Source organism: Candidatus Sulfotelmatobacter sp. (genome assembly GCA_035498555.1).
Classification (GTDB): Bacteria; Eisenbacteria; RBG-16-71-46; order RBG-16-71-46; family RBG-16-71-46; genus DATKAB01.
This window is the reverse complement of record DATKAB010000021.1, coordinates 1-19,803: the sequence shown is the minus strand read 5'-3', so window position 1 is coordinate 19,803 and position 19,803 is coordinate 1. Positions and strand designations below refer to the sequence as shown.

General features: G+C 69.0%; 17 protein-coding genes. 16 read left to right on the top strand and 1 reads right to left on the bottom strand.

Going from position 1 to position 19,803, the window contains the following annotated elements; genetic code table 11:
• Positions 1-2 precede the first annotated feature (2 nt).
• From VMJ70_02165 to VMJ70_02155, 3 genes are read left to right on the top strand one after another with little or no spacing between them, the layout of a single operon-like run.
• On the top strand, positions 3-1,439 hold the full coding sequence (locus VMJ70_02165) for a tetratricopeptide repeat protein (GenBank protein ID HTO89912.1): 1,437 nt from the start codon (positions 3-5) through the stop codon (positions 1,437-1,439).
• Between the two features lie 19 nt (positions 1,440-1,458).
• Positions 1,459-2,418: a ketol-acid reductoisomerase gene (gene ilvC / locus VMJ70_02160; protein ID HTO89911.1), complete on the top strand. Its 960-nt coding sequence runs from the start codon at positions 1,459-1,461 to the stop codon at positions 2,416-2,418.
• Positions 2,387-2,857 (top strand): HU family DNA-binding protein, encoded by a 471-nt coding sequence (locus tag VMJ70_02155; protein HTO89910.1) that lies wholly within the window; start codon positions 2,387-2,389, stop codon positions 2,855-2,857. Before ilvC ends, VMJ70_02155 begins: the two co-directional genes overlap by 32 nt.
• A 77-nt stretch (positions 2,858-2,934) precedes the next feature.
• Here the strand turns inward: VMJ70_02155 and VMJ70_02150 are convergent, their stop codons facing one another.
• Positions 2,935-3,636 (bottom strand): zinc metallopeptidase, encoded by a 702-nt coding sequence (locus VMJ70_02150; protein HTO89909.1) that lies wholly within the window; start codon positions 3,634-3,636, stop codon positions 2,935-2,937.
• Between the two features lie 249 nt (positions 3,637-3,885).
• Between VMJ70_02150 and VMJ70_02145 the strand changes: the two genes are divergently transcribed.
• The 13 genes from VMJ70_02145 to VMJ70_02085 all read left to right on the top strand — a co-directional run.
• On the top strand, positions 3,886-4,947 hold the full coding sequence (locus tag VMJ70_02145) for a GntG family PLP-dependent aldolase (protein HTO89908.1): 1,062 nt from the start codon (positions 3,886-3,888) through the stop codon (positions 4,945-4,947).
• Between the two features lie 151 nt (positions 4,948-5,098).
• Entirely contained in the window at positions 5,099-5,779 is a 681-nt protein-coding gene (gene rsmI / locus VMJ70_02140) for a 16S rRNA (cytidine(1402)-2'-O)-methyltransferase (protein ID HTO89907.1), read from the top strand.
• Entirely contained in the window at positions 5,776-6,483 is a 708-nt protein-coding gene (locus tag VMJ70_02135) for a CDP-alcohol phosphatidyltransferase family protein (GenBank protein ID HTO89906.1), read from the top strand. Before rsmI ends, VMJ70_02135 begins: the two co-directional genes overlap by 4 nt.
• A 16-nt stretch (positions 6,484-6,499) precedes the next feature.
• On the top strand, positions 6,500-7,759 hold the full coding sequence (locus VMJ70_02130; protein HTO89905.1) for a hypothetical protein: 1,260 nt from the start codon (positions 6,500-6,502) through the stop codon (positions 7,757-7,759).
• An 11-nt stretch (positions 7,760-7,770) separates the two neighbouring features.
• A complete protein-coding gene (tmk, locus tag VMJ70_02125; protein ID HTO89904.1) occupies positions 7,771-8,394 on the top strand; it encodes a dTMP kinase in 624 nt (207 codons plus the stop codon).
• Positions 8,361-9,632 carry a hypothetical protein gene (locus VMJ70_02120; protein ID HTO89903.1) on the top strand — a complete coding sequence of 424 codons (1,272 nt, stop codon included), beginning with the start codon at positions 8,361-8,363 and terminating at the stop codon, positions 9,630-9,632. The genes tmk and VMJ70_02120 overlap by 34 nt, the downstream gene beginning before the upstream one ends.
• Before the next feature lie 169 nt (positions 9,633-9,801).
• Complete coding sequence (locus VMJ70_02115) at positions 9,802-11,403, top strand: S41 family peptidase (GenBank protein ID HTO89902.1); 1,602 nt, start codon at positions 9,802-9,804, stop codon at positions 11,401-11,403.
• Positions 11,400-12,047, top strand: coding sequence for an HAD-IB family phosphatase (locus VMJ70_02110; protein HTO89901.1), 648 nt, complete (start codon positions 11,400-11,402; stop codon positions 12,045-12,047). Before VMJ70_02115 ends, VMJ70_02110 begins: the two co-directional genes overlap by 4 nt.
• Entirely contained in the window at positions 12,041-13,081 is a 1,041-nt protein-coding gene (gene dusB / locus VMJ70_02105; protein HTO89900.1) for a tRNA dihydrouridine synthase DusB, read from the top strand. Before VMJ70_02110 ends, dusB begins: the two co-directional genes overlap by 7 nt.
• Entirely contained in the window at positions 13,068-13,838 is a 771-nt protein-coding gene (gene larB / locus VMJ70_02100) for a nickel pincer cofactor biosynthesis protein LarB (protein ID HTO89899.1), read from the top strand. Before dusB ends, larB begins: the two co-directional genes overlap by 14 nt.
• Positions 13,839-13,851: 13 nt before the next feature.
• The gene (larC, locus tag VMJ70_02095; GenBank protein HTO89898.1) at positions 13,852-15,036 is read left to right on the top strand and encodes a nickel pincer cofactor biosynthesis protein LarC; all 1,185 of its coding nucleotides are present in this window, start codon (positions 13,852-13,854) and stop codon (positions 15,034-15,036) included.
• Positions 15,009-16,346, top strand: a complete 1,338-nt coding sequence (locus VMJ70_02090) for an ATP-binding cassette domain-containing protein (protein ID HTO89897.1) — start codon at positions 15,009-15,011, stop codon at positions 16,344-16,346. The genes larC and VMJ70_02090 overlap by 28 nt, the downstream gene beginning before the upstream one ends.
• A 396-nt stretch (positions 16,347-16,742) precedes the next feature.
• Positions 16,743-19,803: hypothetical protein (locus VMJ70_02085; protein ID HTO89896.1), on the top strand; the 3,061-nt coding region annotated here is incomplete at its 3' end.

Below are 19,803 nucleotides of genomic sequence, written 5' to 3'. Positions count from 1 at the left end.
CAGTGAATCTTCGACGGCTCGGCTGTGGCGCCGTGGTGCTCGCGCTGCTCGCGTGGGGCACGGCGGCCGAAGCCCGCAACCCGCATTGCGCCGGAGGCATTCAGTACGTGGTGGGAGGGCTTCGCGACAAGCAGAACGGCAACACCGAGGACTACATGCGCCAGATGAACAAGGCGGTGGCGCAGCTCGAGCAGTGCGCGGCCGAGGACCCCGACGACGCCGAGGCGCTCGGCTATCTCGGTTGGGCGTACGCCGAGATCGACAGCTCGTGCCAGGCCGGCAAGGTGTTCGCCTCGGCGATCGAGAAGCTCAAGGCCAAGGGCGACGCGAAGAAAGCGGAATGGGCCGCGAACAATCGCGATTCCTACTGGGCCAACGCCTTCAACGACGGCATCGGCAAGATCAACGCCGCGCAGGCGGCCTATCCCGACTACACCAAGAATCCCGAGAACGACGCCGACAAGACCCTGAAGGAAGAGGCGGGCAAGAACTACCAGCAGGCGATCGCCAGCCTCGATCGCGCGAACTGTCTCCGGCCCAATCACCCGCAGACCATCCGCAATCTCGGCTCGGTGTACGTGTTCCTGGGCGACTACAAGACCGCCTCGGACATCTACACGGCCGGCCTCAAGGTGGCGCCCTCGGACTCGTCGCTGATCGCGGGGCTCAAGTCGGCACGCACCGGCTACGCCAATCAACTGCTCGAGGACAAGAAGTACGACGAGGCGGTTTCGTACTATCAGGATCTGCTCAAGGGCGACCCGACCAATTCCGAGCTGCAAAGCAGCATCGCCGACGCTCGCTTCCAGCAGGCTCAGAAGGACACCAGCAAGGCCGGCAAGGCCGCCTACTTCAAGCAGGCGGGCGACGCCTACGCCAAGGCCTTCACCATGAAGAGCGACAACGCCGATCTCGCCTTCAACGCCGCTCTGGCCTACCAGAACGCCGGCGAGCCGACGCTGTCCGAAGCCCAGTGGCGGAATGCGCTCAAGCTCAAGCCCAACGACGCCGACGCGCTCTCGTCACTGGCGGCGGTGCTCGCCGATCAGAAGAAGTACGACGAGGCCAGCAAGATCCTGCTCCAGGCGCTGGCCAGCAATCCGCAGAACAAGACCCTTCACCGGCAGCTGGGAGGCGTCTACACGCGCGGCGGATACAACGCCAAGGCCAACGAAGAGCTGATGATCTTCCTGGCCATGCAGAACGGGCAGCCGGCGGCGGACGCCGCCGCCGCGGCCAAGGGCAACACGTCCGCGGGCGCGGCCGGTGCCAAGGCGCTGGCCTCGAACGGTGCTCCCGATCAGGTGATCGACTGGGAGGCGAGCGGCGAGAAGTATTCGACCTGGTTCTACTGGTCGAAGAAGCAGGCGCTCCACTTCAAGGATGGCGCGCTGATCGTCACCTCGGACTGGAGCGCGGGACCCTCCGGCAAGAAGTAACGCGAGCCGGCCCGCTCCCATGAGCGCAGCGCCCGAGATTCGCGCGGTCGCCGTGCTCGGTTACGGCAATCAGGGCGAGGCGCACGCGCGTGCGCTGCGCCGGGCCGGCATCCCGGTCGCGGTCGGCGCTCGTCGCGAGGGCGCCGGCGCCCGGCGGGCAGTCGAGCATGGCTTCGCTCCCACCGGGCTCGCGCAGGCGATGAAGGACGCCGACCTGGTGGCGGTGATGCTGCCCGACGAAGCGCTGCCGCCGCTGTGGCCGGCGCTCCGCCCGGCGCTCCGCCCCGGCGCCGCGGTCCTGTTCGCGCACGGCTTCAATCTGCTCTACGGCGGCCTCGACTTCCCGGCGGATTCCGATGTGGTGCTGGTTTCACCGACCGCGCCCGGCCGCGTGCTGCGGCTGCTGCGCGAGCGCGGCGAGAGGATTCCGGCGTACCTGGCGGTGCATCGCGACGCGAGCGGCGGCGCCTGGGAGCTGGCCGAGCGTTATGCCGGCTGGCTCGGCCTCGCGCCGCTCTGGCGCACCACGGTCGCCGAAGAGACCGAAGTGGATCTGTTCGGCGAGCAGAGCGTGCTGTGCGGCGGGATGAATGCGCTGGTCACCGCGGCGTTCGAGACTCTGACCGCGGCCGGCTATGCGCCCGAGATCGCCTACCTCGAGTGCGTGCACCAGCTTCGCTACCTGGCCGAGCTCCTGAACGAGCGCGGCGTGGCCGGCATGCGCGAGGGAATCAGCGGCACCGCGCTGTTCGGCGATCTGACCCGCGGGCCGCGCGTGATCGGCGCCGACTCGCGCGCCGCGATGCGCGACATCCTGGGCGAGATCCGCAGCGGCCAGTTCGCCCGCGAGTGGGCGGCCGAGGCCGCGGCCGGCCGGCCGAAGAGCCGTTCGGAGCTCGCCGCCGCGGCCCGGCATCCGATCGAGGCGGCGAGGCGGCGCGCTCTCGGTGAGCCGACCGAGGGGAAGCCCCCGGCCTGACCCGCCCGGCCTCCGGCAACCCGAGGAATCCCGCAAGGCCTTGGAAAAAAACTGCCTTGACCGGTTTTCGATCCCCTTGCTAGCCTCGCATTTGCACGAGACGCGTCCGTCATACCGGTCGACGAGACCGAGCCGAGCGTCGGGGCTTCAGGAGGTCGCAATGACCAAAGCGGATATCGTGGACCAGATCGCCGAACGCACCGGCCTCACCAAGAAGGACGTGGCCGAGACCGTGGACTCCTTTCTCAACGCCGTGGCCAGGGCTCTCGCCAGCGGCCATCACATCGAGATCCGGGGGTTCGGGACGTTCCGCGTGAAGGATCGCAAGGCGCGCATCGCGCGCAACCCGAGAACCGGCGAGCCGGTGCCCGTGGATCCGCGCAAGGTCCCGGTGTTCAAGGTCTCGAAAGAGCTGAAGGACATGGTTTCACAGGGCTAGCCTTCGCCCGGGCGGACCGAAACAAGATGGGGTGGGAGGCCTGGCCTCCCACCCCGTTCGTCATTCAGGCCCGCGGACTAGCGCCGGCTGTCGCGGATCAGGATCAGCCGAATCAGCTGCAGCGCCGCCATCGCCGCGGCGGCCACGTAAGTCAGAGCTGCCGCGTCCAGGACCTGCTTGGCGCCGGCGACTTCCTGAGGCATCACGGCGCCGCTCGAGGTGAGCTGGGCGAGCGCGCGCTTCGAAGCGTCGAACTCGACCGGCAGCGTCACCAGATGGAACACCACCGCGGCGCTGAAGAACAGGATGCCGAGATCCATGAGCATCGGAGAAATTCCCGGGATGCGGAAGAACAGGCCGATGAAGAACAGCGGGAACGCCGCCATGCTCGCGAATCCGACCACCGGCGCCATCGCCGACCGCAGGTTGAGCAAGGCGTACCCCTGCGCGTGCTGGAGCACGTGGCCGACTTCGTGGGCCGCCACCGCGATCGAGGAGATCGAGTCCCCCTGATAGATCGGTGCGGACAGCGACACGGTCTTGTTCCGCGGGTCGTAGTGGTCGCTGAGCGTGCCGCCGACCGGCTGCACCTGAACGTCGCTGATGCCGTTCCGCTGCATGATGCTCTGCGCCATCTGGCGGCCGGTCAAACCATTCGCCGCGCGCACTTGCGCCCATTTCTGATAGGTGTGCTGGACCCGCCACTGCGCCCAGAAGGCGAAGATCATCGCCGGGATCAGCAGCGCCCAGGTCGGATCGAAACCGAACATGAAAGGCATGAAACACTCCTTAGCCAGGGCCGCGGCGCGCTCTTCGCGAGTGGCCGGCGGCGGAGGGATGACGTCGTCTACCGGGCTTTGGATGCGCGAGCGACGAGACGCGGCGCATGGCCAGACCCGACAGGACCTTACGTTCCCTCCAGCACAATGCACCCCGCGGCGGCAGTTGTCACGGCGCTGTCAGCCGGCCTGCGATCGCGTAGACTCAGACGGTTCTGGATTCCAACCTCCCTCGCGAGGCCTTTACTCATGAGCGAACTGCCGATCGTCGATCTCCGCAGCGACACCGTCACTCGTCCGACCACCGCCATGCGTCGCGCCATGGCCGAAGCCGAGGTCGGCGACGACGTGTTCGGCGACGATCCCACGGTGCAGGAGCTGGAGCGTCGGGTCGCCGCGCTGGCCGGCAAGGAGGCGGCGCTGTATGTGCCGAGCGGCACCATGGGCAATCAGCTGGCGGTCGCGAGCCAGACCGAGCCGGGCGACGAGGTGCTGCTCGAATCCGAAAGCCACATCTTCTTCTACGAGCAGGGCGGGATCGCCGCCAACTCCGGCTGTCTCGCGCATATCGTGCGCGGGGAGCGCGGCGTGATCCCGGCGCGGGCGCTGTTGCAGTCGCTGCGGGGCGAGGACGACCACGTCGCGCATCTGCGGCTGGTGTGCGCGGAGAACACCCACAACCGCGCCGGCGGCGCCATCGTGCCGCTGGCCGCGCTTCGCGAGCTGGGCGCTGCGGCGCGCGAGCGCGGGGTGCGGGTGCACCTCGACGGTGCGCGCCTGTGGAACGCGAGCGTCGCGACCGGCATCCCGATCGCGGAATGGGCGGCGTGCGCCGACACGGTGATGATGTGCTTCTCCAAGGGGCTCGGCGCCCCGATCGGCTCGATTCTGGTGGGCTCGGCCGAAGTGGTTCGCCGCGCGCGCCGGCTGCGCAAGCGCTTCGGCGGCGGCATGCGCCAGGTCGGGATTCTCGCCGCCGCGTGCCTGCACGCGCTCGACCACCACGTCGAGCGGCTGGCCGAGGATCACGCGCGCACGCGCCGGCTGGCGGCGGCGTGGCGATCGATTCCCGGCGTGCGCGTGGTGGAGCCCGACACCAATATCCTGTTCGTCGAGCTGCAGCATCCCGCGCTCGACCCCGCCTCGATCCTCTCCGAGCTCGAATCGCGCGGGATCCGCATGTCCAAGTACGGGCCCAAGCTGCTGCGCGCCATCGTCCACCTCGACGTGGACGATGCCGGACTGGAGCGCGCCGCGCGCGCGTTCCAGGCCGCGATCGGCGCGCGCCTCGAACAGGCGACCGCACGCTGAATTCGAGCATTTCGAACCCCCCGGCCGATGGACGCTCCCTGCCGGCCGTGCTACCTTGCCTCGCGCTCCTCAACGGCGGCGCGCCATCCACGCGGTCATGACTCAGGTGAGCCGAGTCCGCCCCTCCGGCGACGGAGGAACTCTGTATCTCGTGGCCACTCCGATCGGAAATCTCGCCGACCTCACGCAACGTGCCGTGCGCACGCTGAGCGAGGTGGACGTGATCGCCGCGGAAGACACGCGCACCACGCGGCGATTGCTCGATCATCACGGGATCCAGGCGAAGCTGGTGAGCCTGTTCGAGCACAACGAGCGCGCTCGAGTGCCCGAGCTGCTCTCGCGGCTTCGAGGCGGGGAGTCGGTGGCGGTGGTGACCGACGCGGGCTCGCCGGGGATCTCGGATCCCGGCTTCCCGCTGGTCCGGGCGGCCGTCGAGGCCGGCATTCGCGTGCGGAGCGTGCCGGGGCCGAGCGCGGTGATCGCCGCGCTGCAGGTCAGCGGGCTGCCCACCGACAGTTTCACGTTCATCGGGTTCCTGCCTCCGAAGCGGGCGGCGCGCGTGCGGCGGCTGGAGAGCCTGCGCGAGCGGCCCGAGACGCTGGTGGCGTTCGAGTCGCCGCATCGCATCGTCGCCTGCCTCGAGGATCTCGAGCAGGTGTGGGAGACGCGGCCGATCGCACTGGCCCGAGAGCTGACCAAGATGTTCGAAGACGTGCTGCACGGCAGCGCGCGCGACGTGCGTGAGGCGCTGACGAGAGAGCAGCAACGGGGGGAAATGGTGCTGGTGCTGAGCGGGTGGACGCGCGCGCGACGCGCGCTGGAGAGATCGTGAGCGTCCCCCTGTCGGGAACTCGCTCCGGCCGCGTGCCGCTCAAGGAGTCGCTCAAACGGTTCGCGCACGTGGCGCTCGATCCCCTGGTGCGGGCGCTGGCTCGGGCCGGCGTTCGGCCCGATCACCTCACCTTTCTCGGATTGATCCTGAGTCTGGCCTCGGGTCTGGCGTTCGCGCTCGGTCACTTCCGTTCCGGCGCGGCCTTCGCCACCGCCGCCGGCATCTGCGACATCCTCGATGGCCAGCTGGCTCGCGCGACCGGGCACGTCTCGCGCTTCGGAGCGTTTCTCGACTCGACGCTCGACCGCATCGCCGAGGCGGCGCTGCTGGTCGGCATCGCGAGCTTCTACACCGGCACGCTGGTGGACCTGGCGGTCAATCCCGAGCGCGTGGCGCAGCAGCTTGCCCGCGGGCTGGAGCCGGTCACCTGGGCCGCCATCAGCCTGCTGGCGATGCTGGCGCTGGTGGGCTCGTTCATGGTGTCCTATACCCGCGCGCGCGCCGAGGGCCTCGGCCTGGAGTGCCGCGTGGGCTGGTTCGAGCGGCCCGAACGCATGATCGTGCTGATCATCGCCGGCTTCGCGGGGCTCGGTCCCATCATGCCGGCGGCGTTGCTGCTGCTGGTCGCGTTCTCATTCGCCACGGCGTTTCAGCGCATGGCGTACGTCTGGAAGAACACCCGCGGCGCGGGTCGCGACGTATAAGGAGGTCGTGAGAGTCATGGGCAAGGTTCGGGTAGCGATCATCGGCGTGGGCAACTGCGCATCGTCGTTCGTTCAGGGCCTGCACTACTACCGCAACGCGAAGGAGTCGGATCGCGTGCCCGGCCTCATGCACGTGAATCTCGGCGGCTATCACGTCCGCGACGTGGAGATCTCGGCGGCGATCGACATCGACAAGAACAAGGTCGGCCGCGACGTCTCGGAAGCCATCGGGGCGTGGCCCAACAACACCTACGTGTTCACCAAGGTGCCGAAGTCGGGCGTGACGGTGCAGCGCGGCATGACCCACGACGGGCTCGGCAAGTACCTCTCGAAGATCATCGAGAAGGCCCCCGGCTCGACGGTGGACATCGTGCGCCTGCTGAAGGATACCGGCACCGACGTGGTGGTGAACTACCTCCCGGTGGGCTCGGAAGAGGCCACCAAGTGGTACGTCGAGCAGGTGCTCGAAGCCGGGTGCGCGTTCGTCAATTGCATTCCGGTGTTCATCGCGCGCGAGAAATACTGGCAGCAGCGGTTCGAGAAGAAGGGACTGCCGGTGATCGGCGACGACATCAAGTCGCAGGTCGGCGCCACCATCACCCACCGCGTGCTGGCGCATCTGTTCGTCGAGCGCGGCGTGCGCATCGATCGCACCTACCAGCTCAATTTCGGCGGCAACACCGACTTCCTCAACATGCTCGAGCGAGAGCGACTCGAGTCGAAGAAGATCAGCAAGACCTCGGCGGTGACCAGCAACATTCCCTACGAGCTGTCTCCCGAGAACGTGCACGTGGGGCCGTCGGACTACGTGCCCTGGCTCAAGGACCGCAAGTGGTGCCACATCCGGATGGAGGGCACGACGTTCGGCGACGTGCCGCTCAACCTCGAGATGAAGCTCGAGGTCTGGGACTCGCCCAACTCGGCCGGCATCGTGATCGACGCGGTGCGCTGCGCGAAGCTCGGGCTGGAGCACGGGCTCAAGGGCGCGTTGATCGCCCCGTCGAGCTACTTCAAGAAGTCGCCACCGGTGCAGATCCCCGACGATCGCGCGCGCGAGCTGGTCGAGCAGTTCATCCGCGATCCCAAGGCCACCGAGCGCCAGCTGCGCGAGAAAGGTGCGCCGACCGTGAAGAAGGATGCGGCGCCGATCGCGCGCAAGGCGGCCCGCCCCGTGGCCGCGCCTTCGCACAACGGTGCGAACGGTGCCAACGGAAGCTCCAGCGCGACTCCTCGCCGCGCGCGTGCCCGGCGTCGCAAGGCCGTCGCCGCGCGCTGAGCTCACCCGGCATGCCGGGCCTGTTCATCACCTTCGAGGGCGGCGAGGGCACGGGAAAGTCCACCCAGATCGAGAAACTCGCGGCGCGCCTGCGCGCGCGCGGTCTCGATCCGCTGCTCACGCGTGAGCCCGGCGGCACGCCGCTGGCGGAGAGCGTTCGCGCGCTGCTGCTCGCGCCCGGGCGCGGACCCGAGCCGCTCAGCGAGGCGTTCCTCATGGAGGCGGCGCGCGCCGAGCTGGTGGCCGGTGTGATCCGCCCGGCGCTGGCGGCGGGGCGCGTGGTGCTCTGCGACCGCTACGACGACTCGACGCTGGCCTATCAGGGTGGCGGGCGACAGCTCGATGACGCGTTGTTGCGCGCCATGAATCGCGCGGCGACCGGCGGGCTCAGGCCGGACCTCACGCTGCTGTTCGATCTCGATCCCGAGCGCGGGCTCGACCGGCGCGCCGGCGCCTCGGGCGCCACCAATCGGCTGGATCAGGAGCCGCTCGAGTTTCACCGCCGCGTGCGGGAGCGCTATCGGGCGCTCGCGGCCGCCGAGCCTCGGCGCTGGCGCGTGCTGGATGCCGGGCTGTCCGCGGAAGCGCTCGAGGAGCAGGTGTGGGCCGCGGTCGAAGCCCGGCTGCGTCCGTAAAGCGTCGCGCGGCGCCGCCCGCGCGCGAGCCCGGCCGCGGGCCGACGCGGGTCGCGCTGGCCATCGCCCTGATTTTCGCGCTCGGGCTGCTGGTGCGCGCCAACGCGCTGCAGGGTCCCCATCTCGAGAACGACGAGCAGGTCTATCGTGCGCTGACCGTTCAGCTGCTCGAGCATCGCGGCTACAACCTGCTCGGCACCGATGCGCCCCCCGAAGTGCTGCCGCGCGAGATGTACGGCCGGCCGCTCTTCTATCACCATCCGCCGGGGGGGATCGCGTTGTTCGCGGTACTGCTCGGGACCATCGGGCCGCTCGGATTCGGGGTCGCGCAGCTGCTGGCGTACGCCGCCTACTTCATCGGCCTGTTGCGGCTGCGGGCGGCCGCGTTCGGCGCCGGCACTGCCATCGAACGCCTCACCGTCGCGGTGCTCGCCGCGTTCTCGCCGATTGGCGCCCACGTCGGCGTCCACCACTGGCTCGACGGACCGCTGCTAGCGGCGGCCACGCTGGCGGCCGCGCCACTGCTCGATGCGCTGCGCGCGCGCGACCTCCATCGGGCCGCGCTGGCCGGCGCGCTGGTGGGTCTCGCGAGCTGGGTCAAGGTGACGGCGCTGCTGGTGCTGCCGGGAGTGGCGCTCCTGGCCTGGGCTCTCGAGCCCGGCGCCGGGCGCGACGCGCGCATGTGGCGGGCGGTGGCGGTCGCGGTGGCCGCCGCCCTGGTGGTGCTGGCGCCGTGGCCGCTCTGGCAGTGGGTGGTACTCGGTCCGCCCTGGCTGCTGGATCCGGGAAAGCCGACCGCCGCGCTGATCGCGAGCAATCCATTCGAACATCGGGTGGTGGCCGAACGCACCGCGTGGTCGTATCTCCCGCTGCTCGTCACCACGCTCTGGACGCTGGTCCCGGCCGCACTGATCGCGCTCACCGGCGGGCGCCAGGTTCGGCGCGTCGCGCTGGCGCTGCTCGGCTGGATGGCGGTGGTGGTGATTCCTCACATGGTGCTCGGAGCGCGGGGCTACCCCAAGTTGCTGCGTTTCGTGATCCTGGCCACGCCGGCCGCTGCACTGCTGGCGGGGCTGGCGGTGCGCCGCCTGATCGGCTCCCGCGGGGGCGGGCGGCCACCCGCGTGGTGGTGGGCGAGCTGCGCGGCGCTGGGCATTGGGGTCGCGCTCGAGGTGGCGCACGGCATCGTGGTTGCCGTGATCCAGAATCAGGCTCTGATCCTGCCTCTGTTCGACTGATTCGGCCCCGCTCGCGATCCCGCCCCCGGCCGGAGCATCCAATCGCGTGTCAGTCGGTGAGAACCGACCCTGTGTTATATTCGTCGCCGCTCTGGAGCCGCGCCCGATCTCCATTGCCGGCTCTCGATTCCGCCTGCCGAGCCGCCTCCTCAAGGGAGTGAACTCCTCGATGTCTCGACGACTCCTGCTGGCCGCCTCGCTGATCGCCCTGTTCGCGGTGGGCTGGTGGGCGGGTCGCGGCGGCGCCACCAACGGTCTCTACGGCAACATGGACGACTTCGTCGAAGTCCTCCATCGGGTCGAGGAGAGCTACGTGAATCCGGTCGCGCCCGGACCGCTGGTGGACGGGGCGATCAAGGGCCTGTTCAGGCAGCTCGACCCGTTCTCGCAGTTCCTCGATCACGACGCGCTGGCGCGCCTGCAGGGCACCACCGAGGGCGAGTTCGGCGGCATCGGCGTGCTGGTCAGCGTCCGGGACAATCACCCGACGGTGATTTCGCCGGTCGAAGGCAGTCCGGCGTGGCGCGCCGGGCTGCGCCCCGGTGACGCGATCCTGCACATCGATGGCAAGTCCACCGCCGGCTTCACCATCGACGACACCTCGAAACTGCTGCGCGGCGAGCGCGGCACGTCGGTACGGCTGGGCGTGCTCGGCGAGGGCGACACCCAGGAACGCGACGTGACGCTCGAGCGTGACATCATCAAGACCAAGAGCGTCCCCTACGCGTTCATGGTGGACAAGGAAATCGGGTACCTCCGGCTGGCGAGCTTTTCCGAGCGCTCGTCGAGCGAGGTGCGCGAGGGGCTCGACCAGCTCAAACGCCAGGGCGCGAAGAAGCTGCTGCTCGACTTGCGCTCCAATCCCGGCGGCGTGCTCGATCAGGCGGTGGCGATCGCCGAGCAGTTCCTGCCGCGCGGCTCGCTGGTGGTGTCGACGCGTGGCCGCGATGCTTCACAGGATCAGCGCTACACCGTGCAGAGCCCCGGCGCCGAGAGCGGCTGGCCACTGGTGGTGCTGGTGGACGGCGGCAGCGCCTCGGCCTCCGAGGTGCTGACCGGCGCGCTGCAGGATTTGGACCGCGCGCTGGTCGTCGGGCACACCACCTTCGGCAAGGGGCTCGTGCAACGCGTGTTCCCGCTGCGCGGCACCGGCGACGCGGTCAAGCTGACCACGGCGCGCTACTACACGCCGAGCGGCCGTTGCATCAATCGTCTGCCGACGGTGCAATCCGACGCCGACGACGAATCGGGTGACGATGAAGAGGGCGCCCCCGCCGAATCGTCGAAGAGCGAACCGTTGTTCCACACCACTTCCGGCCGGCCGGTGCGCGGCGGCGGCGGGATCGCGCCCGATCTGGCGATCGAGCCCGACTCCCTCACCCCGCTGATGACCGACGTCGAGCGCCGCTTGCTCTCGTTCCGCTTCGCCAATCGCTGGGTGAACGGGCATCCCGACACCCGGCTCACGGCCGACGTCAGCCCGGACCTGTGGAGCGCCTTCACCGACTTCCTGCAGCAGGAGAAGCTGGCCGCGGATCCGGCGGCGCTCGCGGCCCAGCGCCCGCAGCTCGAGCAGTCGCTGCGCCGCGAGCTGGCGCGGCGACTCGAGGGAGATGCGGCGGCGGCGCGTGTGGCGCTGGAATCGGATCCGGTCTATCGCGCCGGTCTCAAGGCGCTGCTCGGAGCGCGCTCGTCGAAGGACGTGTTCGCGGTCGCGCGCCCGGCCGAATCCCCGCGATCCGGCAAGCGCGAGACCGTCTCGACTCGATGAGGGTCGCCTGGCTCTGTGATTTCGACGGGACGCTCTCGCCCGCCGACGTCGGGGCGTCGCTGATCGCGCGCTTCGCGCCGGACGGCGCGGAACGGCGCCGCGAGTTGCTGGCGCGCTGGCAGCGCGACGAAATCGGGAGCCGGGATCTGACCGTCGAGGAATGCCGTGACCTGCGGGTCAGCGAACCCGAGGCACTGGCGTTCGTGCGGGGATTCGCTCTGGATCCGGGTTTCGCGGCGTTTTCGAGCGCGGCGCTGGCGCGCGGCGACGAGGTGCTGGTGGTGAGCGACGGATTCGATTTCTACATTCGCGAGCTGCTGGCGCGCGATGGTCTCGGGAACATCCCGTACCTTGCCAATCGCGCGCGCTTCGAGAACGGCGGGCTCTACCCGGAGTTCCCGCACGCCGGCGGTTGCGGCCGATGCGGAAACTGCAAGGCCGAACCGGTTCGCCGCTTCCGCGCCATGGGACTGCACACGGTGGTGGTGGGCGACGGGCTCTCGGACCGCTGTGGCGCGCGCGAGGCCGACCGCGTGGTGGCGCGAGGCGGGCTGCTCGAATGGTGCCGCCGGGAGGGCCGCGAGGTGGTGCCGTTCGAGGGATTCGCCCGCCTGCGACCGGGCGCGGCGGTTCGCGCATGCTGAAGATCGGCGAGGTCGCGATCGATTCGCCGTTCCTGCTGGCGCCGCTCGCCGGGGTCAGCGATTCACCCTTCCGCCAGCTGGCGCGCGAGCAGGGAGCGGCCGCCGTGTACACCGAGATGGTCTCGGCCGACGGCCTGGTGCGCGGCCAGCAGGCGACTCTCGACTACATCGGCTTCGAGCCGCACGAGCGGCCGATCGGCATCCAGCTGTTCGGCTCGGACCCCGGCGTCATGACCGACGCCGTACGATTCCTGTGCGAGCTTCCGGAAGGCCGGCGGCCCGACCTGATCGACATCAACATGGGCTGTCCGGTGCGCAAGGTGGTCAATCGGTGCGCCGGCGCGGCGCTGCTCCAGGACGTGCCGCTGATCTCCCGGATCGTCTCGAAGATGAGCGAGGCCAGCGCGCTTCCGGTTACCGCCAAGATCCGGCTGGGATGGGACGGCAACTCGCGAAACGTGGTCGAGGTGACGCGCGCGCTCGAAGATTCCGGAGCGAAGGCGGTGGCGATTCATGCCCGTACGCGCGCCGAGAAATTCGAGGGCGAGGCACACTGGGAAATGATCGGAGAGGCCAAGCGCGCGGTGCGCATTCCCGTGATCGGCAACGGCGACGTGCGCGACCCCGAGAGCGCGCTGCGCATGCTGGAAACCACCGGGTGTGACGGGGTGATGCTGGGCCGCGCGGCGTTCGGCGATCCGTGGGTGTTCCGGCGCGTGCGGGCCGCCTGGGAGCGTGGCGAAACCCTGCCGCTTCCCACCGCGCGCGAACGGCTCGAGGCCGGCGTGCGCCATCTGCGCATGATGGTGCGCTCGGTGGGTGAGGATCGCGCCGCGCGCGAGATGCGCAAGCACGTCGCCTGGTACGTGAAGGGACTGCCCAACAGCGCGCGTGTCCGCGAGCAGGTGAACCGCACCCGCACGGTGGATGAGATGGTCGAGCTGCTGACCCGCTACCTGACCGAAATCGAGGAGGCGGCCGACCCCGGGCCCTCGCAGGCGGCCGCCGGAGTGGAGGGACATGCAGCGCTCTGAGCTGCGCGCGCTGCTCCGCCGCGTCCGCCGCGGCGACGTGGCGCCGGCGGCGGCGGCGCGCAGCATCGAGGGCGAGCCGATCGAGCGCCTGGCCTTTGCCACCCTGGACCACCAGCGTACCCTTCGCACCGGGTTCGCCGAGGTGGTGTTCGGACAGGGAAAGACCCCGGCGCAACTGGTGGCGATCATGGGCCGGCTGCTGAGCCGGAGCGGCGTGGTGCTGGCGACGCGCGTTGACGACGCCGGGCGGCAGGCGCTGGCCGGGGCGTTCCCAAACGCCGAGATCCACCACCGAGCGCGCTGCGTCGTGCTGAGGAGACGCCGCGTCCGCGCGGCTCGGCGCGCCGTCCGCAACGGCGTGCTCGTGATCTCGGCGGGCACCTCGGATCTGCCGGTCGCCGAGGAGGCCCTGATCACCGCCCGGACGCTCGGCAGCCCCGCCGAGCTGGTTGCCGACGTCGGGGTCGCCGGGCTCCATCGGCTGCTGGCTCATCGCGAGCGACTGCGCGATGCTCGGGCGCTGGTGGTGGTGGCGGGCCTCGAGGGGGCGCTGCCGAGCGTGGTCGGCGGACTCACCGATCGGCCGTTGATCGCGGTGCCGACCAGCGTCGGCTACGGCGCCCACTTCAAGGGGCTCGCGCCCCTGCTCGCCATGCTGAATTCGTGCGCGGCGGGAGTGATGGTGGTGAACGTGGACAATGGCTTCGGCGCGGGCTACGCGGCGCATCTCATCGTGCGCGGGGCGCGCGCGCGCTGAATCGAAAGAGCCGATGCGCATCGCCTACTTCGACTGCTTTGCCGGCATCAGCGGCGACATGACGCTCGGGGCGCTGGTGAGCGCGGGCTGGGACCGCTCGGCGCTCGAATCCCTGCCCCGGCGCCTGAAGCTGGACGGTGTGCGCGTCAGCTTCGACGACGTGAAGCGCGGGCCGTTCCACGCGCTGCAGGTCAAGGTCGAGGTCGCCGAGGCCCGCCAGCCGCACCGGCATCTGCGCCACGTCGAGCAGATCCTCGAGCAGGCCGAGCTCGACGAAGCGCCACGCGCCCGGGCGCTGGCCATCTTCCAGCGGCTCGCCGAAGCCGAGGCCGAGGTCCACGGCAGCACGATCGAGAAAGTGCACTTCCACGAGGTCGGCGCGGCGGATGCGCTGGTGGACGTCGCGGGTGCCGCCGAGGGGCTCGCAGCACTCGGGATCGAACGAGTGTTCGCCTCGGCCCCGCGCCTCGGGGGCGGCGAGGTGATGTCGCAGCACGGCCGCATTCCGGTGCCGGCGCCGGCGACCGTGGCCCTGCTTCGCGGTGCCCCGGTCGAGCTCGGGCCCATCGCCAGCGAGCTCACCACGCCCACCGGCGCCGCGCTGCTTGCGACCCTGGTGGAGAGCTGGGCGGCGCCGCCCGCCTTCCGGCTGGAGCGGACCGGGATCGGAGCGGGGAGCCGCGATCCGAAGGAGCTCGCGAACGTGCTGCGCGTGCTGGTCGGCACCGTCGACCCGGCGAAGACCGCTCGTCAGCAGGTTGCGGTGCTCGAAACCTCGCTCGACGACGAGAATCCTCAACTGGTCGGCGCCCTGCTTCCCCGCCTGCTCGCCGCCGGCGCGCTCGACGCGATGGTGGTGCCCACGGTCATGAAGAAGGGCCGCCCGGGTCTCTGGCTGGTGGTGATCGCGCCGCCGGATCGTGCCGACGAGCTGGGCGGACTCCTGCTTCGGGAATCCTCCACGCTGGGAGTGCGGATGCGCATCGAGGAGCGCCTCGAGCTGGAGCGCCGCACGGTCAGCGTCTCGACCTCCCACGGGCCGGTCACGCTCAAGATCGCGCGCCTTCCGGACGGCACCGAGCGCGCGGTCCCCGAGTTCGAATCGGTTCGCGAGGTGGCCGAGCGCTCGGGCCAGCCGCATCGCGAAGTCGCCGAGTCCGCCATCGCCGCGTGGAGGGCCGGCCGGGGCGCGAGCTGATGCGGCTGGAGCTGCTGGACGTGTCGGTGGCCCCGCCCGGGGCGCCGCAGCCGGTTCTCGAGGGTTTTTCACTGGCGGTGGACTCGGGAGAGTGGGTGGCGCTCGGGGGCCCGAACGGCAGCGGCAAGACCACTCTGCTGCTGGTGGCGGCGGGCCTGAGGCCGCCGCGAGGCGGGGCGCGCCGAATCGAAGGCACCGCGCCCGCCGGAGCGCCGCGGAATGGCGTTCGCGCAGACGGTGATCCGATCATCGCCACCCTGCTCCAGGACCCCAGCTCTCAGCTGCTGCGCTCGACGGTCGCGGAAGAGATCGCCATGTCGGCCGAGAACCTCGGCGTCTCGCCGGCCGAGATCGACGCCGAGACGAGGCATGTCGCCGAGCGCCTCGGTCTCTCGCGCGACCTGCAGATCGATCCGCGCACGCTCTCGGCCGGCCGCCAGCAGCTGGTGCTGCTGGCCTCGTCGCTGGTCGGCCGTCCCGATTTCCTGATCGCCGACGAGCCCGGCGCGCATCTCGACCTCGAGTCGCGGGCGCGCGTTCTCGGTCTGGTTCGCGATCGAGTGCGGGGGGGAATGGGCGTCCTCTGGGCGACCCAGAATTCGATCGAAGCCGCAGCCGCCGATCGGCGGCTGGCGATCGGCGGGAGTTTCGAGCCAGCGCCGCGCGAGGCAGTCCCCGCCATCGGGACCCCGGGAGGTGAGCGGCTCGTGCTCGAGGTCGCCCCCGACCGCGGAGCGCCGGGCCCGAGAGTCCGCACCCACGCGGGGTTCGTCGTACGCCTTCCCGAAAGCGGCGTGGTGGCGCTGACCGGGCCGAACGGAGCGGGCAAGAGCGTGCTGCTGGGCGCCGCGGTCGGGGTCATCGATTGCCCTCAGGTGCGGCGGGCCATGGCCCCGGACCGTCCTGGAATCCTGGTGGGTCAGTATCCCGAGCTCCAGATTTTCGAGGATGGGGTTGCCGCCGAGCTGCGATATGCCGCGGAACAACGGGGACGAAACGCCCGTGAGACGGTCGACGAGGCCCGGGCGATCCTGCGACGGCTCGGACTCGGAGTCAGCTTCCTGGAACGCCGGACCTGGGAGTTGTCGGCGGGGGAGAAGCGGTTGGTGCTGCTGGTCGCCGCCCTGGTGGCCCCGGCCTCGTTTCTGGCCCTGGACGAGCCCACGGCCGGGCTGGATGCCTCCCGAAAGGCGGCGCTGGCCGCGATCCTGGCCCGCCAGGCGCAAAGCACGCCGATCCTGCTGGCCAGCCAGGACCCAGGGTGGCTCGGATCCCTGGGGGCCAGCGTCCTCCCGATTCCGGACGAATGATCTGCCAAGTCCCAGCAAAAAAACGGATTGACACGGACCTGTGAAGGGCACTAGCCTTTGTTACGTGCTGGAGTGGTTGGTGCTCCCTTGAATCCCCTGGGAACACCTCGAGATTCCGCGGTTCGATCGGGGCGAATGCTGGCAGCGGCTTCGGGCCGGTCGAACTCGTCAACGAGCTGATCGCACAACTCAGTGTCACGCCGTGCTCGAACTGCCTAAGGGTGCGGCGCGACAGCGGAAAGGGGGGATAGGCACACTTCAGTGCACCTGTCTGCCGTCGGCGAACTCGCGCAGCGCGAGCCCCCGCCGGCCGATTCGTTTCAGCGACACCTCGCTCGCAATCCGTACTAGGAAGACTTCGCATTGCCCATGCATTGCGACGGTGGAGGTAGTCACATGAGAAAGTCGTTCGTCGCGCTGCTTCTCCTCATGGGAGCTGCTGCGGCCTTGGCGACCTCGGCGTTTGCCGTCACCGATGAACTCGGCGGCGACAACACGAGCGCCAAGCTCATCAACGCCCAACTGATGCGCGACATGCATTCCGCGGTCGCGCAGACTGGCGTTTCGGGCCCCATCGACACCACCTACCTCGGCTTCGTGCCCGGCAAGGTGACGGCGACCAATTACTGGGGTCTCGGCGTCGGGAACTTCAAGGTGTTCTCGACCAACGCCGCCGACTATGGCTACTGGGGTTGGGACAACGATGCCGTGCACAACAACATTGGTGAGGTGCACGGTGACTCGCTGTTCGGCTGGTGGCCGTATCGCAACATCATGAACGGCGCCGGCGGCCTCACGTTGACCGATGATCAGCGTCCCTGGTGGGCGATCGACATCGGCAACAACGCCAACTACATCATCAGCCAGGACGCCGCGCACAAGCGCACGTACGGTGTCGTCGGTGTGTGGCACCGCGACAACGGCAGCGCCAGCGGCGGCGGAGTGGCCTGGAGCGCTCTGGGCGGCAGCTTCTCGCTGTGGTGCGGTCTGCGCCGCGACGGGGACAACTCGTTCGTGGATCCGATCACGAACAACCCGTTCAACGCGCGTGTGCTGGCGAACAGCGGTATCGCCGGCGGTACCAACACCGTGACCACCGGTCCGCCTTACAACGGCGGTATCGGCACGAACCAGAAGTTCCCCGGTTACGGTTCGCAGTGGGACCAGCTCGCCTATCACGATCTGGATGTGACGGGCAAGCCCTCGGTCACGCTGCGCTTCAAGTTCCGCACCAACATGTCGACCGGCTACGGCACCGCGAATGCCACGCGGACCGGCTGGTTCGACAAGGATCCGTTGAACCACCTCGCGCCGAACAACTTCATCAGCAGCAGCGCGGCGGGTTCGGCGGCTCCGATCGACTCGTTCATGGTGTACGTCGGCGCGGCGGTTCCGTACCTTTCGGGTACGTTCGTCGGTTCCGACGGCCTCACCCACAACGTGTTCGATCCGCAGCGCCGCTGGCTCGCGGAGACGATTCGCGTCAACGAGCCCAGCGTTCCGTACTACGAAGTCTTCACGACCTACGGTGACAATGCTGCGCAGACCAAGGTGTCGCTCACGGCGCCCGTGTCGGGCACCTGGAGCAACAAGGCTCGCATCGTGTTCCGCAGCAAGACCAACCGTGGCTTCGACGATGAAGGCGGCAGCGTTGCTGGCGCTTACACGTCGGGTGGCCAGGGCGCGGTCGTGATCGACGATGTCGAAGTGTCCTACGATGGTGGGGCGACTTACACGCCGGTCGGCGGCGGGACCTTTGAGAACGCCAGCGACATCGACAACGGCACCGGCACCGATCCGCTGAGCGCGTGGAAGACCACCGGCAAGCCGCCGGGCGCCTTCCACCACGTCCACAGCTACGACACGCTGGTCTATGAAGACCTCTGTGGACCATTCGGCAGCTCGCTCCGCACCTGTAACCTCGGCGGCGACGTGATCTCGATGGGCGATCACGACAACTCCGAGGCCGCCAGCGGCCCGTTCGGAACGGCGGAGCAGGAGCGTTGGGACGGAATCATCTCGCCCACGATCAACCTGCGGAACGGCGGCGGCACGAACGAGATGGGGGTCAACAACTCCATCGCGACGGCCACCGAGGACTATTACATCGACTACGACATCTATACGGGAATCTTCGACCCGTTCTCTCAGGGCAACCTGTGGCGGTTCGGGTTCCAGTCGTACCCGGCGGTGCAGGTCGACAACATCAAGTGCTGGGGTGACTGGCGGTTCCCTGGATTCATCATCTTCAATCCTGACAAGCAGTGCTTCCAGGATCAGGAAGGTGGCTTCCAGAACGGCATCATCCGCTGGAGCACGCTGGACGCCGAGAACGGGGCCAACTACCCCGACTCGCTCCGCATCTTCCTTGGCAAGCGCCAGGAGTGCTACCGCTTCGGCGTGACCACCGGTTGCTCGCCCACCGACGGCGGCTACTTCGACAACGTGTCGCTCGCGTTCGTCGATGGTCTGGCCCCGCCGATGACGATCGACATCTGGCAGCTGATCAACGACACGTTCACGGTCAACGGTCTGAATCGCAATGGCGTCGCGCCGGGAACGGCGAACTTCGACACCACGGCGGCTCTGGTCAAGACCGGTCTGAACATCGCCCAGACCACCGGCAATACGTCGCGTTACGACGTGCCTGGCGACACGACGGTCGTGAATGCGGACGGTGCAAACTTCCGCATCGACATGATCTTCCGTATCTCGCCGGGACCGGGCAACTACGTGACGCTCGGCAACCGCGGAAGCGGTCTGCGCCGGGTTCCCACCAGCACGACGCCGGTCGATTACTCGAACGCGACGAACAATGGGAACTTCTGGGCCGAGTATCTGCGCGACAACGGGGAGAAGGGCACCCCGGGTGGACATCCGGCCGGCGCCACCAACGGTGGCAAGGACTGGAGCCCGCTGGTGTGGAACGGCGCTCGTTGCGACACGGCCGAGACCAACATCTGGCGCATCGCGGCCCGCAACATCGGTGGCCCGACTCAGGGCTTGTGGCAGACGTCGTACCACGAGTCGGATCCCAAGTACACGAAGCTGGGTCTCGCCAAGAACCGTTGCTGGCTGATTGACCCGACGGCTGCCGTGACCTTCGCCAATACCACCTGCGACATCGGTGCGACGCTGGCCAACTGGCCGGTGACCGCGGGTTACGTGGCGGAGAACGGTCTGCCTCTCGGACAGACCTACGAGTACACGAAGATCCTGCCGGACGGCTACTTCACCCCCGGAACTCACGTGGAATACTTCTTCCGTCGTGAGGACAACGGCGACCCGAACATCGGTTACGGTCCGGACACGACCGTCGTGTTCCCGCAGCTGACCGAAGGTTCGACCGACGCTCACCGGTGGCAGGAGTTCACCGTTCTGCCGGACGCCTGGAAGAACACCGCCTACGGTGGTCTCGGCCAGGCCTGCCTGCTGTTCGTGGACAATCATGATCGCC